14 protein-coding genes, 1 pseudogene and 1 riboswitch are annotated in these 15,430 nt (G+C 59.9%); of the genes and pseudogenes, 9 read left to right on the top strand and 6 right to left on the bottom strand.

Features of this window, described 5'->3' with window-relative positions; translation table 11 throughout:
- Window positions 1-75 precede the first annotated feature (75 nt).
- From LPU83_RS66425 to LPU83_RS66400, 6 genes are all read right to left on the bottom strand, one after another.
- On the bottom strand, window positions 76-1,392 hold the full coding sequence (locus LPU83_RS66425; RefSeq protein ID WP_024318491.1) for an ABC transporter substrate-binding protein: 1,317 nt from the start codon (window positions 1,390-1,392) through the stop codon (window positions 76-78).
- Window positions 1,393-1,551: 159 nt separating this feature from the next.
- Complete coding sequence (locus LPU83_RS66420) at window positions 1,552-2,619, bottom strand: ABC transporter ATP-binding protein (protein WP_024318492.1); 1,068 nt, start codon at window positions 2,617-2,619, stop codon at window positions 1,552-1,554.
- A 98-nt stretch (window positions 2,620-2,717) separates the two neighbouring features.
- Window positions 2,718-3,494: an SDR family oxidoreductase gene (locus LPU83_RS66415; RefSeq protein ID WP_024318493.1), complete on the bottom strand. Its 777-nt coding sequence runs from the start codon at window positions 3,492-3,494 to the stop codon at window positions 2,718-2,720.
- A gap of 1 nt (window position 3,495) precedes the next feature.
- Window positions 3,496-4,479: a D-erythronate dehydrogenase gene (gene denD / locus LPU83_RS66410; RefSeq protein WP_024318494.1), complete on the bottom strand. Its 984-nt coding sequence runs from the start codon at window positions 4,477-4,479 to the stop codon at window positions 3,496-3,498.
- A 40-nt stretch (window positions 4,480-4,519) separates the two neighbouring features.
- Window positions 4,520-5,296, bottom strand: a complete 777-nt coding sequence (locus tag LPU83_RS66405) for a FadR/GntR family transcriptional regulator (RefSeq protein WP_024318495.1) — start codon at window positions 5,294-5,296, stop codon at window positions 4,520-4,522.
- Between the two features lie 1,403 nt (window positions 5,297-6,699).
- The gene (locus LPU83_RS66400; RefSeq protein WP_003552150.1) at window positions 6,700-6,846 is read right to left on the bottom strand and encodes a DUF1127 domain-containing protein; all 147 of its coding nucleotides are present in this window, start codon (window positions 6,844-6,846) and stop codon (window positions 6,700-6,702) included.
- Window positions 6,847-7,351: 505 nt separating this feature from the next.
- On the opposite strand from LPU83_RS66400, the pseudogene LPU83_RS66395 reads away from it, so the two are divergent.
- From LPU83_RS66395 to LPU83_RS66355, 9 genes and pseudogenes are all read left to right on the top strand, one after another.
- A pseudogene (locus LPU83_RS66395) lies at window positions 7,352-7,762 on the top strand (GSU2403 family nucleotidyltransferase fold protein); the annotation flags it as partial.
- Window positions 7,763-7,776: 14 nt separating this feature from the next.
- Window positions 7,777-8,139 carry a helix-turn-helix domain-containing protein gene (locus LPU83_RS75995; protein WP_112334139.1) on the top strand — a complete coding sequence of 121 codons (363 nt, stop codon included), beginning with the start codon at window positions 7,777-7,779 and terminating at the stop codon, window positions 8,137-8,139.
- Between the two features lie 246 nt (window positions 8,140-8,385).
- Window positions 8,386-9,531 carry a M24 family metallopeptidase gene (locus LPU83_RS66385; RefSeq protein WP_024316055.1) on the top strand — a complete coding sequence of 382 codons (1,146 nt, stop codon included), beginning with the start codon at window positions 8,386-8,388 and terminating at the stop codon, window positions 9,529-9,531.
- A 159-nt stretch (window positions 9,532-9,690) separates the two neighbouring features.
- Window positions 9,691-10,203: a GrpB family protein gene (locus tag LPU83_RS66380; protein ID WP_024316054.1), complete on the top strand. Its 513-nt coding sequence runs from the start codon at window positions 9,691-9,693 to the stop codon at window positions 10,201-10,203.
- A gap of 782 nt (window positions 10,204-10,985) precedes the next feature.
- Window positions 10,986-11,094, top strand: a riboswitch (guanidine-I (ykkC/yxkD leader).
- Window positions 11,095-11,170: 76 nt separating this feature from the next.
- Window positions 11,171-12,244 (top strand): putative urea ABC transporter substrate-binding protein, encoded by a 1,074-nt coding sequence (locus LPU83_RS66375; protein ID WP_024316053.1) that lies wholly within the window; start codon window positions 11,171-11,173, stop codon window positions 12,242-12,244.
- Window positions 12,245-12,307: 63 nt separating this feature from the next.
- Entirely contained in the window at window positions 12,308-13,126 is an 819-nt protein-coding gene (locus LPU83_RS66370) for an ABC transporter permease (protein ID WP_024316052.1), read from the top strand.
- A complete protein-coding gene (locus LPU83_RS66365; RefSeq protein WP_024316051.1) occupies window positions 13,123-13,950 on the top strand; it encodes an ABC transporter ATP-binding protein in 828 nt (275 codons plus the stop codon). Before LPU83_RS66370 ends, LPU83_RS66365 begins: the two co-directional genes overlap by 4 nt.
- On the top strand, window positions 13,947-14,765 hold the full coding sequence (locus tag LPU83_RS66360; RefSeq protein ID WP_024316050.1) for an urea amidolyase associated protein UAAP1: 819 nt from the start codon (window positions 13,947-13,949) through the stop codon (window positions 14,763-14,765). Before LPU83_RS66365 ends, LPU83_RS66360 begins: the two co-directional genes overlap by 4 nt.
- A 13-nt stretch (window positions 14,766-14,778) precedes the next feature.
- Window positions 14,779-15,429, top strand: a complete 651-nt coding sequence (locus tag LPU83_RS66355; protein WP_024316049.1) for an urea amidolyase associated protein UAAP2 — start codon at window positions 14,779-14,781, stop codon at window positions 15,427-15,429.
- Window position 15,430: the final 1 nt, after the last annotated feature.

Raw genomic sequence — 15,430 nt, 5'->3', positions numbered from 1 at the left:
CGAATTGGGGAATGGGGACCGGCGGGAGCAATTCCGCCGATACCCTATCTGGGCGGCCATGCGGCTGCCGCCGGTTCAGACCCGGTAATAGCGGTTTGCCCGGCGCTCAGCCTCGGCTATCGCCTCTTCCGGTGTCTTCTGCCCCGTGACGGCGGTCGCGAACATGTCGACCAGCACATAGTCGGCCATCACACCGGCGGAGGCATAGCCGAGCGGCCCGGCATAGCCGTTGGGACGCAGCGTTTCGGAAGCGCGCGCATAGGGCGCGTGGATCGGGTCGGACGTCCAGACGGGATTGCTGGCGAAGGCCTTGAGCGGCTGGCAGCAATAGGCGCTGGAACCTGTGATCCAGGCATTCATCTGGTCGGCCTCCATCATGAACTTGATGTAGGCCTTGGCCGCCTCGGGATATTTCGTGTGGTTGAACAAAAGCAGCGAGCTCGTCTGATGCAGTTCGACGCTCTGGCCGACCGGACCGACGGGGAAGTTCGTGGTACGGATGTCGGCGGAGAGTTCCGCCATTGCCGGATCCTTCTTCGACGCATAGTAGAGCGAGACGCCGTTGGCCGTCAGCGATACCTGGCCTGCGAGGAAAGCGCGGTTGTTGTTGATGTCGAGCCAGCTCTCGGTGCCGGGAATGAAGGTCTCGTAAAGCGCCTTGGCGTAGTTGACCGCCTTCACCGTTTCGGGACTGTTGATAACGACCTTGCCGCCCTCGTCGACCATCTTGCCGCCATGGCTCCAGAGCAGCCAATGGGCATAATTGTTGCCGTCGCCGACGGCCTTGCCGTGCGGAAATCCGGCGGGCGTTCCCTTGGCCTTCATGGCCTTGCAGAGTTCGAGGAAGCCATCGGTATCCTTCGGGAAGTCGCTGAAGCCGGCCGCCTTCATATGACTGTCGCGGTAGCACACCGCGTTGCCGATGGCCGTCAGCGGCATGGCGATGAACTTGTCGCCGCGTGAAGCATAGCCCTTCACGCCATCGTACCATCCGCCATATTTGCCGCCGAGATAGTTGGCGAGCTCGGTCAGATCGACAAGTTTATCCGGGTATTGGTGGGCGTCGTCAAACCAGCACATCACCAGATCCGGCCCGGACCCGACATTCGCGGCGACCGCGGCCTTCGGGCGAATGTCCTCCCAGCTTTCCTTGTCGATGCGGACCGCAACCCCGGTCGTTTCCGTGAATTTCGCGGTATTGGCAAGCCATGCATCCTCGTCGCCCTTGACGAAGGGCGTCCAGCGCAACAGCCTCAGGCTTGCGCCTTCCTCCGGCTTGTAAGCCGGTTCCGCCCCTTGAGCGAAAGACGGACGGATGCCGAAAGGCGAAAGACCGGCCATGCCCGCGACCGCGGCGGATGCGGTAAGAAAATCACGTCTCTTGAAAGTCATCATGCTCCTCCTTCGTGGCACGGGACATGTCCGTACCGGCACCCGCCGTCCCGTTTGGCGAATGCGGCGGCAATGGCTTCCGGCACTGCCGGAAACGCCGGCCCCGAAACCGGATGCGTCAGGGCTCCTCTTCCCTCGCGCAGCGGAAACGGGGCGGTATCAGTCGATCAGCCGGGCTCCGGTTTCGGCATCGAACAGGTGAACGTGATTGGCATCGATCGACAGGTGGATTGCCTCTCCCGGCCGCACGTTCACGCGTTCGCGGAAAATACAGGTGACGTCGGTTCCGCCGAAGCGCACGATCATCTGCGTTTCGTAGCCGGTGGGCTCGATAACCGCGACACTGGCGGCAAACCCGTTCGGGTCGAGCGACATATATTCCGGCCGCAGGCCGTAAATGAGATCGCGCCCTCGTCCCGCCGAGGGCGGCCGCGCGACCGGCAGCGCCGTGCCATCGGTTGCGATGAAGCTGTTTGGATTTTGCGGATCGAGCCGGCCCTTGATCATGTTCATCGCCGGCGAGCCAATAAAACCGGCGACGAAAAGATTGGCGGGGCTGTCATAGAGATCAAGCGGGGAACCGATCTGCTCGACAATGCCGTCATGCATGACGACGATCTTGTCGGCCATGGTCATCGCCTCGATCTGGTCATGCGTGACGTAGACGGTCGTCGTTTTCAGCCGCTGGTGCAGTTCCTTGATCTCGGCGCGCATTGCTACGCGCAGTTTCGCATCGAGGTTGGACAGCGGTTCGTCGAAGAGAAACACCTGCGGATCACGCACGATCGCCCTGCCCATGGCCACGCGCTGGCGCTGGCCGCCGGAGAGCTGGCGCGGATAGCGGTCGAGCAGCTTGGAAAGTCCCAAAATTCCGGCCGCGGTACCGACGCGCTTCTCGATCTCGGCTTTCGGCGAGCCGTTCAGCATCAGGGAGAAAGCCATATTGTCGGCGACCGTCATATGCGGGTAGAGCGCATAGTTCTGGAACACCATGGCGATATCCCGATTTTTGGGCGGCAGGGCGTTGACCACCTTGTCGCCGATGAGGATCTCGCCTGCCGAAATGTTTTCAAGCCCGGCCAGCATTCGCAGAAGCGTCGATTTCCCGCAGCCCGAGGGGCCGACAAGGATGACGAATTCGCCATCCTCGATTTCGATGTTCACGCCCTTGATGACGGGAATGGCTCCGAATGATTTTCTGACATCGACGAAGTCAACGCCTGCCATATGCTTTCCTCCCTGTGAATTTCATCTGCAATCGGCGGATTGTCCGGCGGCTTCCTCATGCCGTTCTCAGACACCGTCCGGTTCCCTCTCGACTGCCCTTACCCTCGCCCCACCAACGGCATCTTCGTCGCCATGACCGTCATCGTCAGCACATTCGCTTCGAGCGGCAGGCTTGCCATGTAGACAACGGCCTCGGCGATATGCGCGACCGGGATCGTCGGCTCACTGGCGGTCTCGCCATTGGCCTGCAACACCCCGGAATTCATCTTCGACGTCATGTCGGTTGCGGCATTGCCGATATCGATCTGGCCGCAGGCGATGTCATATTTGCGCCCGTCGAGTGCGGTCGACTTGGTCAGCCCGGTGATCGCATGTTTGGTTGCGGTGTAAGGCGCGGAGTTCGGCCGTGGCGTCTGGGCCGAAATCGAGCCGTTATTGATAATCCGCCCGCCGCGCGGCGCCTGCGCCTTCATCAGCCGGAACGCCTGCTGTGTGCAGAGAAAGGCACCCGTGAGGTTGGCGGCAAGAATACCGCTCCATTGCTCGAAGGTCACATCTTCCAGCGACACTGGCGGCACGGTGGAACCGGCATTGTTGACCAAGAGGTCGAGCCGGCCGAACTGCGTGCGGATCGCTTCGAAAAGGCGAGCGACCGCAGCCGGGTCGCCGATATCTGCGACTATCGCCTGCACGGCTCCTCCCGTTTGCGCTGCTATGTCGCCAGCGGCTTTATCGAGCACGTCGGCGCGCCGGCCGGTGATGACGACGGTATACCCCTCCGCGCTTAAGGCCTCGGCGATGCCGCGTCCCACGCCCGTGCCGCCGCCCGTCACCAATGCGATCTTGCCTTCGCCGGATTTCAAAGCGCGGACCATCTCAGATATCTCCTGCGAGTTCGTCTTCGATATGTATCCTGATGATCTCGTCGAAGTTGGTTTCGGCTTTGAAACCCAGTTCGCAAGCACGCCGCGCGTCGAAATCGGTCGCCCAGCCTGAAACAATCGAGCGGATAACCGGGTCGGGCTCACGGCGGATGAGCTTGACCGCCTTCTCACCGGCCACACGCCGGAGCGCCTCGATCTCTTCACCAACAAGGGCAGAAAGGCCAGGCATAGTCAGATTGCGTCTCGGGCCGATCGCGGACGTATCCATCCGCGCGGCATGAATGAAGAAATCGACCGCCGAACGCGGGCTTGCAAACCAGTGGCGCACGTTCTCGTCCACCGGCAATACCGCCTCCTGACCTGCCAGCGGCTCGCGGAGAATATTGGAAAAGAAGCCGGACGCCGCCTTGTTGGGTTTGCCGGGGCGGATGCAGATCGTCGGCAGGCGGATGCCGACGCCATCGAAAATGCCGCGCCTCGAATAGTCGGCGAGAAGCAGTTCGCAGATCGCCTTTTGCGTGCCGTAGCTCGTCAGTGGCGTGGTAAAGAACTCGTCGCCGATCTTTTCAGGGAAAGGCTTTCCGAAAACGGCGATCGACGAGGCGAAGATGACGCGCGGAACATAGGGCTCTCGCAAACCCTCATGGCGGATCGCCTCGAAGAGCGCCCGCGTTCCGTCAAGATTGACCTTGTAGCCCTTGTCGAAATCAGCCTCGGCCTCACCGGAAACGATCGCCGCGAGATGGAAGATCACGTCGGGGCGCAAAGCGACCAGTTTCCCGGCGGCGTCCTCGGTTGAAAGATCAAGCGCGAGTGCCTTCGCGACCGGCGACAGCCCTTGAGGCACTGGCGGCTCGATCACATCCACCAGCGTTAGCCTGGAAATATCGTAGCCAAGCGCGCCTTCCTCTGAGGCGAACTTCTCCACCAGCTTGCGGCCGACCATCCCGGCCGCTCCAATCACCATCACATGCATTTCCGGCGAACCTCCCCGTCTGCTGCCCGGCTCAGCCGCATCAGCCTGCCGTCCCGCTCTTGTTCTTTTCCCGTTTTTTCTGCGCACTGCCGCCAACCAGTTCCTTCGTCGTGTCGTAGATCCGGGTGAGATGCTGGCGAAATGCGGCGATCACCGTCTCCCGGTCGCGCCGCTCCAGTGCCTTCACGATCTCGGCGTGGTCGTCATAGCTGGCATCGATAGCGCCCGGCCGTGACATCGCGCTGCGCCGGTAGTCCATCATGTACGTGTAGAGATCGGTGACGAAATCGGAGAGCAGCGGGTTTCCGCAAGCCCGATAGATCCCGATGTGGAATTCGCGGTCGCAGATCAGGAAGCGCATGGCGTCATCGCCACAAAGCTTCTGCGCTTCGAGCAGGCTTTTGAGCTTGCCCAGCGTCTCTTCATCAATCCGATCGGCCGCATCGCCGACGACCTTCAGCTCGATATGCAGCCGGGCCGCATGAACATCGTCGAGATCATAGCTGTCGATGGCGTTGGGCGAAGCGATGGTAACGGTCAGATGGCTCAGATCGACATCGCAGACCCGCGTGCGGCTGCCCTGAGACACCTCGACGAAGCCGCGCGCGGCGAGCGTCTGGATGGCACCGCGCACAGTCTCGCGGCTGACATGAAGCACATTGGCGAGTTCCCGTTCACCCGGCAAGACGTCGCCGGGGCGCAGCATGTTGGTGGCGATTAGCACCATCAGCTTGTCGGCGATGAGGTCACGAGCCGTGCGCCGGTCGAGACTCTGCCCGACCTTTGGCATCTGCGTGAGTATCGGGCTGTCGTCCATCACCGTCTTCACCCCCAACTGACCCACTGGTTGGTCCAGCAGATCAGTTCTCATGGAGCCGCGAAAAATATGACCAGTCAAGACAGGTTCGTTGCTGCACCGCATCAAAAATCGGCCCTGGAACGGCGCCGCTGCCCGTCACCTTGCGCTTCGGTGGTCGACGGGAGCGGCAGCGATGACGATCGGGCGCGGCGTAGCAATGGCTGATTCAAAAATGACCGAGCATCGGCGGATCGCCCCTCGATGCGCTCAAGGCAGAATCGATGAAGTCATTGAGGCTGCTCCGCGGGATTTCGATCAGTCGTGAAGCTCGATCCGAAGATCGTCAACGCACTCGCCCTCCAGTTCCAGCCGCAATCTTATCTTCGCGCAATGCCCCTTGCTTATATGGCGAGTCCGCTGGGCATGGGCTTCGGAAACACGCGATTTCAAGTCCCGATCGCAAATTTCGACTCAATTACGCTCTCCTTTCGCTATTAGGGAAGTCGATCCTTGATGATCTTGCCAGAAGGACTAGCCAACCAGCGCAGCTTCAAACGCGTAGTCGAAAAGAGCACCGCGCTCCTCCGCCGAATGTCCCGACTCTCGGTACAACGGCTTAACGTTTCCAGATTGCTTCAATGGTCTCTCCGCTGAAGGTTCTTGCGACGGCCGAGCCGGCGACATGATGCAAAGCCATGAGGGTGTTTGATGACCGATCATATCATCACGTAAATGGATTATAGCGATCTGCTGCGCTGACAAGGCTTGAGCGGCCAGGCCCGTCGCTGGGCAAGCGCAATCCCTCGATTTATTGAACAGCGCTTGGCAGGGCAAACGGCCGCTTGCTTTTGACGGCTCCCGAAAATAGCGCTTTCCGATTGGCCTTGAGTGAAAGGTTTGGAAAGCCTCACGAGATAACGATCGGCTCCGGGTGGCCGATCGGCATAGCCGGGACCCAGAATAATCTGCAGATCCGAATGCGCTTTCCGAACACACAACCTCAGCCCGCGACGCGACGCAGGAACAGCGACAACTCGATCGCAACCTAGTGCGGGAACCAAGGCTCCGAAAACGAAAAAGCCTGCCGCGGGAGGAGGTGCGGCAGGCTTTTCGAAAAGAACCGAACAGCGACTGGGAGGAGGAGTGCCGCCGTTCCTACAGACGCCCTTGGGAGGAGGAGTGGGCCGTCTGAAACTCGAAGCTTTGCGGGAGGAGGTGCATCGCTTCGATGGCTGTCATCATACACCGACCATAAACCGTGCCAATGCCTTATGCTGCACTGCAGCTATGCAAAAAATACAAGTCGGAAAGGCTGACGAACAGAGCAAGGATCCAACCGATCTTAGACGCGGACGATCAACGCAAAAACGCCCGCGTCATCAGCGGGCGTCGAGCAGTCTTAAAGACCAAATGCTGTGCGGTTAGCGCGCGATCGATGCGCGGGCAACGCTGCGGATGTCGGCGCGGTCAATACCGAGGTCCTGCAGTTCGCGGCTGGACATGCGGCCAAGTTCGGTAACGGTCTGACGGAACTTGCGCCAGTTGTTGAAAGAGCGTGCTACGTTCATGATGATCCCCTTTCCTGAGGCTTGTCTGACGCCAGCAACCTTGCTTGGTTCCGGCGTCGTTTCGATGATTCGAATATAGATGTTTCAATCGGTTCAAAACAGCGACAATCCCTCACCCCACCTATGCGCACAACGCATAGGATCTTCCTTTTTCGCGGGGAAATGCCTGTTTTTAAGCCCGGAGCGATCAAAAGCTGGCGGGCGCGCAGTTGTTGGCATCTGCGCCCAGCATGGAAACGCGATCCGCGACGACCTGCGTGCCGGCCTCGCCGCGTTGCCCATCTGGATGCAGAAGTTTTTACGAGGCTTGCTTGGACAAGCCGATAGGAGCGCTCAATCAATGACCACACTCGCCTACACCTCTACCAGTGCTGGAGCGGCAGGCGGAAAGTATTCCACGAGCGGCAATTCCCAACCCGTCATACGACGCCAGCCTCCTATGACCGCCTCGTTGTACGGTGCAGTCCGTCAAGCAGATCTCCGCACGATGCTCGACTTCGACAACATGCCCACCCTCGGCGGGGCGTCGGCGGAAAACCTCCGGTTCCTCGATTACCTGATCTACGAGCCTGTGAGGACCGTCCTGCTGCACAGGGAAGGCGTGAGCGTAATTGTCCCGGCTCCCGAACGGTATGCCGTCCACGAGCTCATCGTGGCCTCCAGACGGCTCCCAGACGCGCTCGGGCGGGCAAAGCGGGAAAAGGACCTCCTGCAAGCCTCGCTGCTCACACAGGCGCTCGCAGAGACGCGGCAAAGCGGCCTCCTTGCCGATGCCTACAAAGAGGCATGGGATCGCGGGAAAGCGTGGCAGGAGGCCATTATCGCCGGACGGTCGGCCATGCCCGACCATGGCAAGGCGGCACTGGCGGCGGCCATGAGCGTTCCGGTAGAAGAACTCGGCAAGGTCAAGGCGTAGCACGCGTGTGAGACATGAATGACCGTGGAATCAGGAAAACGAAGGGTGGGGCAATCCATCCCCAGATCGAACGCGTCATGCGGAAGATCGGGGAGGACATCTCCGTTGCCCGTCGCATCAGGAGGATCGCGGCCGACGACTTTGCACGACGTATCGGAATCTCTCGGGCCACCTTGCACCGATTGGAGAACGGGGACCCCAGGTATCGCGTTCAACACTCTGGCGATGGCGCTGCGCGCGCTTGGCCGACTGGATGCCTTGGCGAACATCGCAGATGCGGCGAACGATCATGTTACGATGATGCAGATGAAAGACGCTGCCCCCAAGCGGATCACCAAGCCACGCCCCTTGCGGCCGCCCCCCGAAGAGTCCGGTGACACGAACAAGGCCGACAACGCAGCTCAGAAAGCCCCGAGCAAATGCGTTGGTTTCTGACCGAATTTCGCCTGATAGCCGCGTTCGAAGTCGGTTCTCGTCTGGCTACCGATAAGGACACCGGGGATGGTGTATTGGCCGATGAGGATGTTGCAACCCGGGATAAGCTTGTCGACAATTTGCCTACAATTGACCTATGCTTGGAATCGAGTGTCTCATTTCGGCATTGATTGCAGGTAGATAATAGCGTGTTACATTCGGTCTGGTCTCATCCCGTCGCAGCAATTAAGGAAGGCGAGCGTCACAGTCGCCTGTCGCGCCTTCGTGACCGCATGCAGGCGAATGGCGTTGCGGCTACCTTCCTTGGGCCAGGTGAGAGCCTGCGTTACTTCACCGGCCTCGTCTGGCATCTTAGCGAGAGGCTGCTCGGTGCAGTTGTGACGGACGAGAAACTCACCTACATCGTCCCCGGCTTCGAACGTAGTCGCGTTGAAGCACTGCCCCACCTGCCCGGCGACATCCTCAGTTGGGAAGAGGAAGAAAATAGCGTTGGGCTCGTTGCGCGATTGGTCGGCCCATCCGGCAAGCTTTCACTCGACGACGCACTCCCCTTGGCCTTCTATCACGCATTCGCCGAAGAGATGGGTGCAGCACGGCTTATCGACGGCGGGCCCATCCTGCGCACGCTACGGGCGGTCAAGTCGCCGGGCGAGATTGCGCTGATACAGTATGCGATGAACATTACTTTGGGCGTCCACCGTGAAGTCCGCGACACAATCACGCCCGGCATTGCCGCGTCGGAAGTCGCCCGCTTCATCGACCAAAAGCATCGCGATGCGGGTGCCGACAATGGCTCCAATTTCTGCATAGTGTCATTTGGATCGGCGACATCGCTGCCGCATGGCGCCGATGGTGAGCAGATCTTGGAGCCGGGAGACGTCATCCTCGTCGATACAGGCTGCCGCATTGACGGATATCACTCCGATCTGACGCGCACTTACATGCTTGACGGCGGCGATGGCGAATTCGAGCGTGCCTGGGCAATAGAGCGTGAGGGGCAGGAGGCTGTGTTCGAGGCAGCAAAGCTGGAGGCACCCTGCGAAAGCCTTGACGCTGCCGCTCGCAACGCATTTGCCCAGCATGGCCTTGGCCCGGATTATCGCCTGCCCGGCTTGCCGCACCGCGCCGGTCATGGCCTTGGCCTCGAAATCCATGAGGCTCCGTTCATCGTCCGCGGTAACAGAACACCACTTGCTCCCGGCATGTGCTTTTCGAACGAGCCAATGATCGTCTTTCCCGGTGCATTCGGCATTCGACTAGAGGATCACATCTATATGACCGAAGACGGTCCACATTGGTTCACGACGCCGGCAAAAGGTCCAACGGAGATCTGAGGTGGCACTTGCGGCCGTACGAACTCCTCCTCGCAGTGCCGACCTTTGCCGATAGGTCGGCGCGCCATCTTCCATTGGCGGCATTGCATCAACCAGTATCAAGGCGGCGGTGGTTAAGGACGCTCACAATCGCACTTTCGCCGGAAAAGGGAAGCGGATATGCCCGAATTGGTCGAACTGGTACCTTACGACGCCAGCTGGCCTGATCATTTCTTGAGGATCGCGGACGCTCTGAAGAGCCTGTTGGGGAGTGCTGTTATCGCTATCGAGCACATCGGCAGCACGGCAATCCCTGGCTTATCAGCCAAGCCCATGATCGACGTCGATGTTATCTTGCCAACGGTTGGCGATGTGCTTCAAGCGAACAGCCTAATGGTCATTGCAGGATATGAGCCTCGAGGCAACCGCTACGACAAGGATGTATTCGCGTTCATGAAGCGAGCCACCGTCCCGAAACAGCGCATCTATCTATGCCCTGAAGGAAGCGAGACGCACCGCCGTCGAATCGTGTTTCGAAATTACTTGATCGCGCATCCGGAAACGTCAGCCGCCTACGAAGCGCTGAAACTTAGTCTGGCCAAGGAGTTCGCCTATGACGGCGATGGTTACACGGCAGCGAAAGCCTCGTTTGTTAGCAATGTCGTGGACACTGCCCGCGCGGTTAAACAGTGAGCCCGCATCCCTTTGCTCGAGCTTTCAAGCAACCGAGAGTTACGCCATAGCTCCTTGTCCTTTCGTTCGCAAACAGCACTTCAAATCAGAGCAGGCAGGCATACCGATTCTATGAACGGGCCTCATTGTGCAACGAACCTCGCCTCCTGCCCCGACTTTTATGTCCTGATCTCGCCGTCCTTGAGCTCGGCGAGCGTCCTGGCCGGGACGATCTGGCAGTCGGTAGCATCGAATTGCAAGGGCATTGTTCGCGATCCTCACGCAGGCTTGATCATTTCGCGGGCATAGTCGAGGCCGATGCCATAGCCACCCGCCGTGGTCTACGACGATGCCGCAGGCGGCCTCTTATTCTTCGGACCAACGATATTGTGGAGTCCCTTAAAATGGTGACGGGCCAGTTAGTGGCACGAAGGCCGCGCTTCGAGTTTACGCTCTCCACTTTGGCCCCCGATAGTACCCTGCGGAGTTTAGTCAACGACCTTAAGAATCCCGAGGAATGTCGCCATCCCGGTGTCGGGGTCGCTTAAAGCGCATAGCCGCGTCCATTCCCCGATGTCACCTCCGCGAGGCGGAGAGCGGCCTTGCATCAATTCGGGATATATTGATCTGAACCCTTCAAACTGGACCGTTTTTGGTTAGAGTTTTCCGGTTACATCCTCGCCGATCAGTGCTCAAACATTGAGCAGATGCTATCAACTGTAGACAGTCCTAGATTCTTGCGCGAACAGAAATGATAGAAATCAATAGTTTATAATTTGGCACGCCTCTTGCTTCGAAATTGCTGAGTTGGTGGCTAGGGTTCCGGCGCTTCAAAAAGCGTGCTGGTCCGAGAGCTGCCGCTGGTGGGGAGAAATCCCACTGGATGCACGGCGGGACAAAAGCCCGGGAGACCTCGTAAGCCAAGGGATTGGCGGCGCGATGGTCTTTGCCGATCCCTTTTTGAAAAAAAGCAAAAGGGGAATTTCAAATGCAGACTTTTTCGAAGCTTCTTTCCATCACCGCCCTGTCAGCTTCCCTGATGCTTGGCTTTGGCACCTCCGCCGATGCCGCGCAGAAGACCGAGTTCAAGGTTGCCTGGTCGATCTATGTCGGATGGATGCCCTGGGGTTATGCGGCCGATCACGGCATCGTCAAGAAATGGGCCGATAAATACGGCATCAAGATCGAGGTCACGCAGTTCAACGACTACGTCGAATCGATGAACCAGTATACGGCCGGCGCCTTCGATGCTGTGACGCTCACCAATATGGACGGTCTCTCGATCCCGGCCGCCGGCGGCGTCGATACGACGGCCGTCATTGTCGGCGACTTCTCGAACGGCAATGATGCCGTCATTCTCAAGGACAAGAGCGCGCTTGCCGACATCAAGGGCCAGAACGTCAATCTCGTCGAATTTTCCGTCTCGCACTATCTGCTTGCCCGCGCGCTCGAGAGCAGCAAGATGACCGAGCGCGACGTGAAGGTGGTCAACACCTCCGATGCCGACATGGTCGCCGCCTATAAGACAGCTGACGTGACCGCAGTCGTTACCTGGAACCCGCTGGTCTCGACCATTCTCGAGGACCCCTCCGCCAAGAAGGTGTTCGATAGTTCGCAGGTGCCGGGCGAGATCATCGACCTGATGGCCGCCAATACGGGCGTGCTGAAGGACAATCCGAATTTCGGCAAGGCGCTTGCCGGTATCTGGTATGAGACCGCAGCCCTCCTGACTGCCGACAGCGCCGACGGCAAAGCCGCGCGCGAGGCGATGGGTTCGGCATCGGGCACCGATCTCAAGGGTTTCGAGTCCCAGCTTGCGGCCACCAAACTGTTTGCCAAGCCGGCCGATGCTGTCGCTTTTACCGCATCTGGGAGCCTGCCGAAGACGATGGATCTCGTCCGCAACTTCCTGTTCGAGAAGGGCTTGCTTGGCAATGGCGCGCCGTCCGCGGACGTGATCGGCATCGAAATGCCGGACGGCAAGATTCTCGGCGACAGTGGCAACGTCAAGCTGCGCTTCACCGAGACCTACATGAAAGCAGCCGCCGACGGTTCGCTCTGAGCGACGTTTAAGCAACGGCGTGGCCTTGCCCGCGCCGCCATTCTTCATCTGCGGAGCTTCCCTATGCGTTGGATCAACACGAGGCCGAGCCGAGGTGCGCAGCTTGCCTTGATGCTGCTGCCCTTCTTGCTGCTGATCGTCAGCTACACTTTTGGCTCGGCGGCGCGGCTGGCGGAAAACGCCAATGACAAGCTGCTGCCCGGTCTTACAGGTTTTGCCGAGGCGATCGATCGCCTGGCCTTCGTCGCTGATCCGCGCACAGGCGAATACCTGCTCTGGTCCGATACGGGGGCGAGCCTGGTGCGCCTGTTTGCAGGCCTCGGCATTTCGACCGTCACTGCGCTCGTCATTGGCATGCTGATCGGCATGCTGCCTTATCTGCGAGCGCTGCTTTCGCCTTTCATCGCCGTGATCTCCATGGTGCCGCCGCTGGCGCTGCTGCCGATCCTCTTCATCGCCATGGGGCTTGGGGAAGCCTCCAAGATCGCGCTCATCGTCATCGGCGTTGCGCCGACGATGATCCGCGACCTTGCGCTGAAGGCGCTGGAACTGCCGCGCGAACAGATCGTCAAGGCTGAATCGCTCGGCGGCTCTTCCTGGCAGATCGGCCTTCGCGTCGTTCTGCCGCAGATCCTTCCGCGACTGATCACCTGCCTCAGACTTCAGCTCGGTCCCGCCTGGCTATTCCTGATTGCAGCCGAGGCAATCTCGTCGGATTCCGGCCTCGGCTACCGTATCTTCCTCGTGCGCCGTTATCTCTCGATGGACATCATCTTTCCCTATGTCGTCTGGATCACGCTGCTCGCCGTGGTCATGAATTATATCCTCGATCGCATCCGGATCGCTCTCTTCCCTTGGTCGGAGTTGGAGAAGCAGGCATGAGCGAACTTGTGATCGAAAAGGTCTGGAAGGAATATGGCGACCAGATCGTGCTTGAGGATGTGTCGCTGACAGTTGCCTCGCGTGCCTTCGTCGCCCTCGTCGGTCCGTCCGGCTGTGGGAAGACGACGTTCCTGCGCATGCTGCTCGGCCAGGAGCGGCCGACCCGGGGCGCAATCCTGCTCGACGGCGAACCGCTGCCGCCCGAGCCCGGGCCGGACCGCGGCGTTGTCTTCCAGCGCTACTCGGTGTTTCCGCATCTGAGCGTACTCGGCAACGTACTGCTCGGTCGCGAATTCTCCGCTTCCCGCTATAAGGCTAAGCTTTTCGGTACTGCCCGTAGCCGCGCGGTCGACGAAGCCCGGCGGCTGATCGGCGAAGTCGGCCTTTCCGGCGCCGAGGACAAATATCCGGCGCAGCTTTCGGGCGGCATGCAGCAGCGCCTGGCGCTGGCGCAGGCCCTTATCATGAAGCCGAAGGTGTTGCTACTCGACGAGCCTTTCGGCGCGCTTGATCCGGGCATCCGCGCCGAAATCCACGCACTGATGAAGCGGCTCTGGCACGAAACGCAGATGACCGTCGTCATGGTGACGCACGACATGCGCGAGGCCTTCACGCTTGCGACGCGCGTCGTCGCCTTCGAGCGTCGCCGCGACCGTCCAGAGGAAAAGGAGCGCTACGGCGCAACCATCACCAAGGACATTTCCATCTGGCCGCCACGCCTTGCCGGCACGCCATCGATCTTCAGCCCCGACCGGGACGGCCCGGTCGCTTCCCTGGGGCATTGCCGGGACGACCTGGCTTCGTCAGGAGAAATCCAACTGTGACACATGTCAGACGTTCGCCGGAAGAAATAGCCGCCAACCGCGCGCGCTACGAGGAACATCAAAGGAAGGGGCTCGAATTCGCGCCGAAGGCCTTACCGGGAGCAAGCCGATTGCCTGCGCCCGAGATCGCGCCCGACAAGATCGTCCACCGCGAAGTGATCCCCGGGGGCTGGTACTGGTCGACCCGTGTCAAGAAGAACGAAGTGTTACGCGTCAGCCTCGATCACGGCTTCTCGACGATCTCCCTCGTCGCCTGGAGCGCTGCCGATACGAGCGAGCGGCTGAATCTGCCTGACACGGTGAAGGTGCAGTGGACGACTGCTCTCGGCAAGGGCCGGGTGATCTTCTCCGACATGGGCCGGGTGATGTTTTCGGTGACGGAAGACTCCTGCGGCGCCCATGATGGACTGATGGGCGGCTCGACCTCTGCGTCGAACGCGGCAAAATACGCAGACGGCACGCGCAATACCCGTGACAACTTGATCCTGCTTGCGACCAAGGCCGGGTTCGACAAGCGTGACATTCCGCCGGCGCTGGCGCTCTTTGCCCCCGTCCGCGTCGATCAGGACGGCGCCTTCCTGTGGAAGCCGGAACTTCTGCATGGAGGCGATTATGTCGAGCTGCGCGCCGAGATGGATATGATCGTCGGCTTTTCCAACTGCCCTCACCCGTTCGATCCGGACAAGGTTTACCGGCCGAATCCGGTGACCGTCACCCGCGTCGCAGCGGTCGAGCCTCCTGCCGACGACCTTTGCCGGACCGCGACTGCTGAAGCCGTACGCGGTTTTGAAAACAACACGCTGGCGGCATTGTGAGGGGAGCAAGACCATGACCGATTTCATCCAGACAGCACCCTTCCGCACGCTCGAGAACGCCGTGCAGGATCACTTCATTGCCGCCGAAGCACCGTTCTCGACGGTTATCCGCAAGGGCCAGATGTTGCGCATCGAGGACACATACGGCCAGCAGGCGATCGACACGCTCTTCTATAGCGCGGAAGACTATTGCGAGCGCTATTCCAACCAGGACACGATGCGCGAACAGGGCGCGGCCTATATCTCGACCGGCACCAAAATCATCTCCAATGAAGGCCGGGTGATGCTGACCATGGCCGCCGACAGTTGCGGTCGCCACGATACCTCAGCCGGCGCCTGCTCCTGCGAGAGTAATACAGTCCGCTTCGGCAATGGCACCAAATATCTCCATGCCTGCCGGGACAATTTCGTTCTCGAAGTATGCAGGCACGGCATGAGCAAGCGCGATGTCGTCCCCAACATCAATTTCTTCATGAACGTACCCATCGAGCCGAGCGGCGAGATGACGATCGTCGACGGGATTTCCGCACCGGGCGACTATGTGGAGCTGAAAGCGGAAATGGATGTCCTGCTCGTCATCTCCAATTGCCCGCAGATCAACAATCCTTGCAACGGTTTTGATCCGACACCGATCCGAGTGCTGGTCTGGGACAGCGAGGTCTGAC

It is taken from the genome of Rhizobium favelukesii (assembly GCF_000577275.2).
Classification (GTDB): domain Bacteria; phylum Pseudomonadota; class Alphaproteobacteria; order Rhizobiales; family Rhizobiaceae; genus Rhizobium; species Rhizobium favelukesii.
The sequence above is the reverse complement of the archived record's forward strand: the minus strand, read 5'-3'. Positions and strand labels throughout refer to the sequence as shown.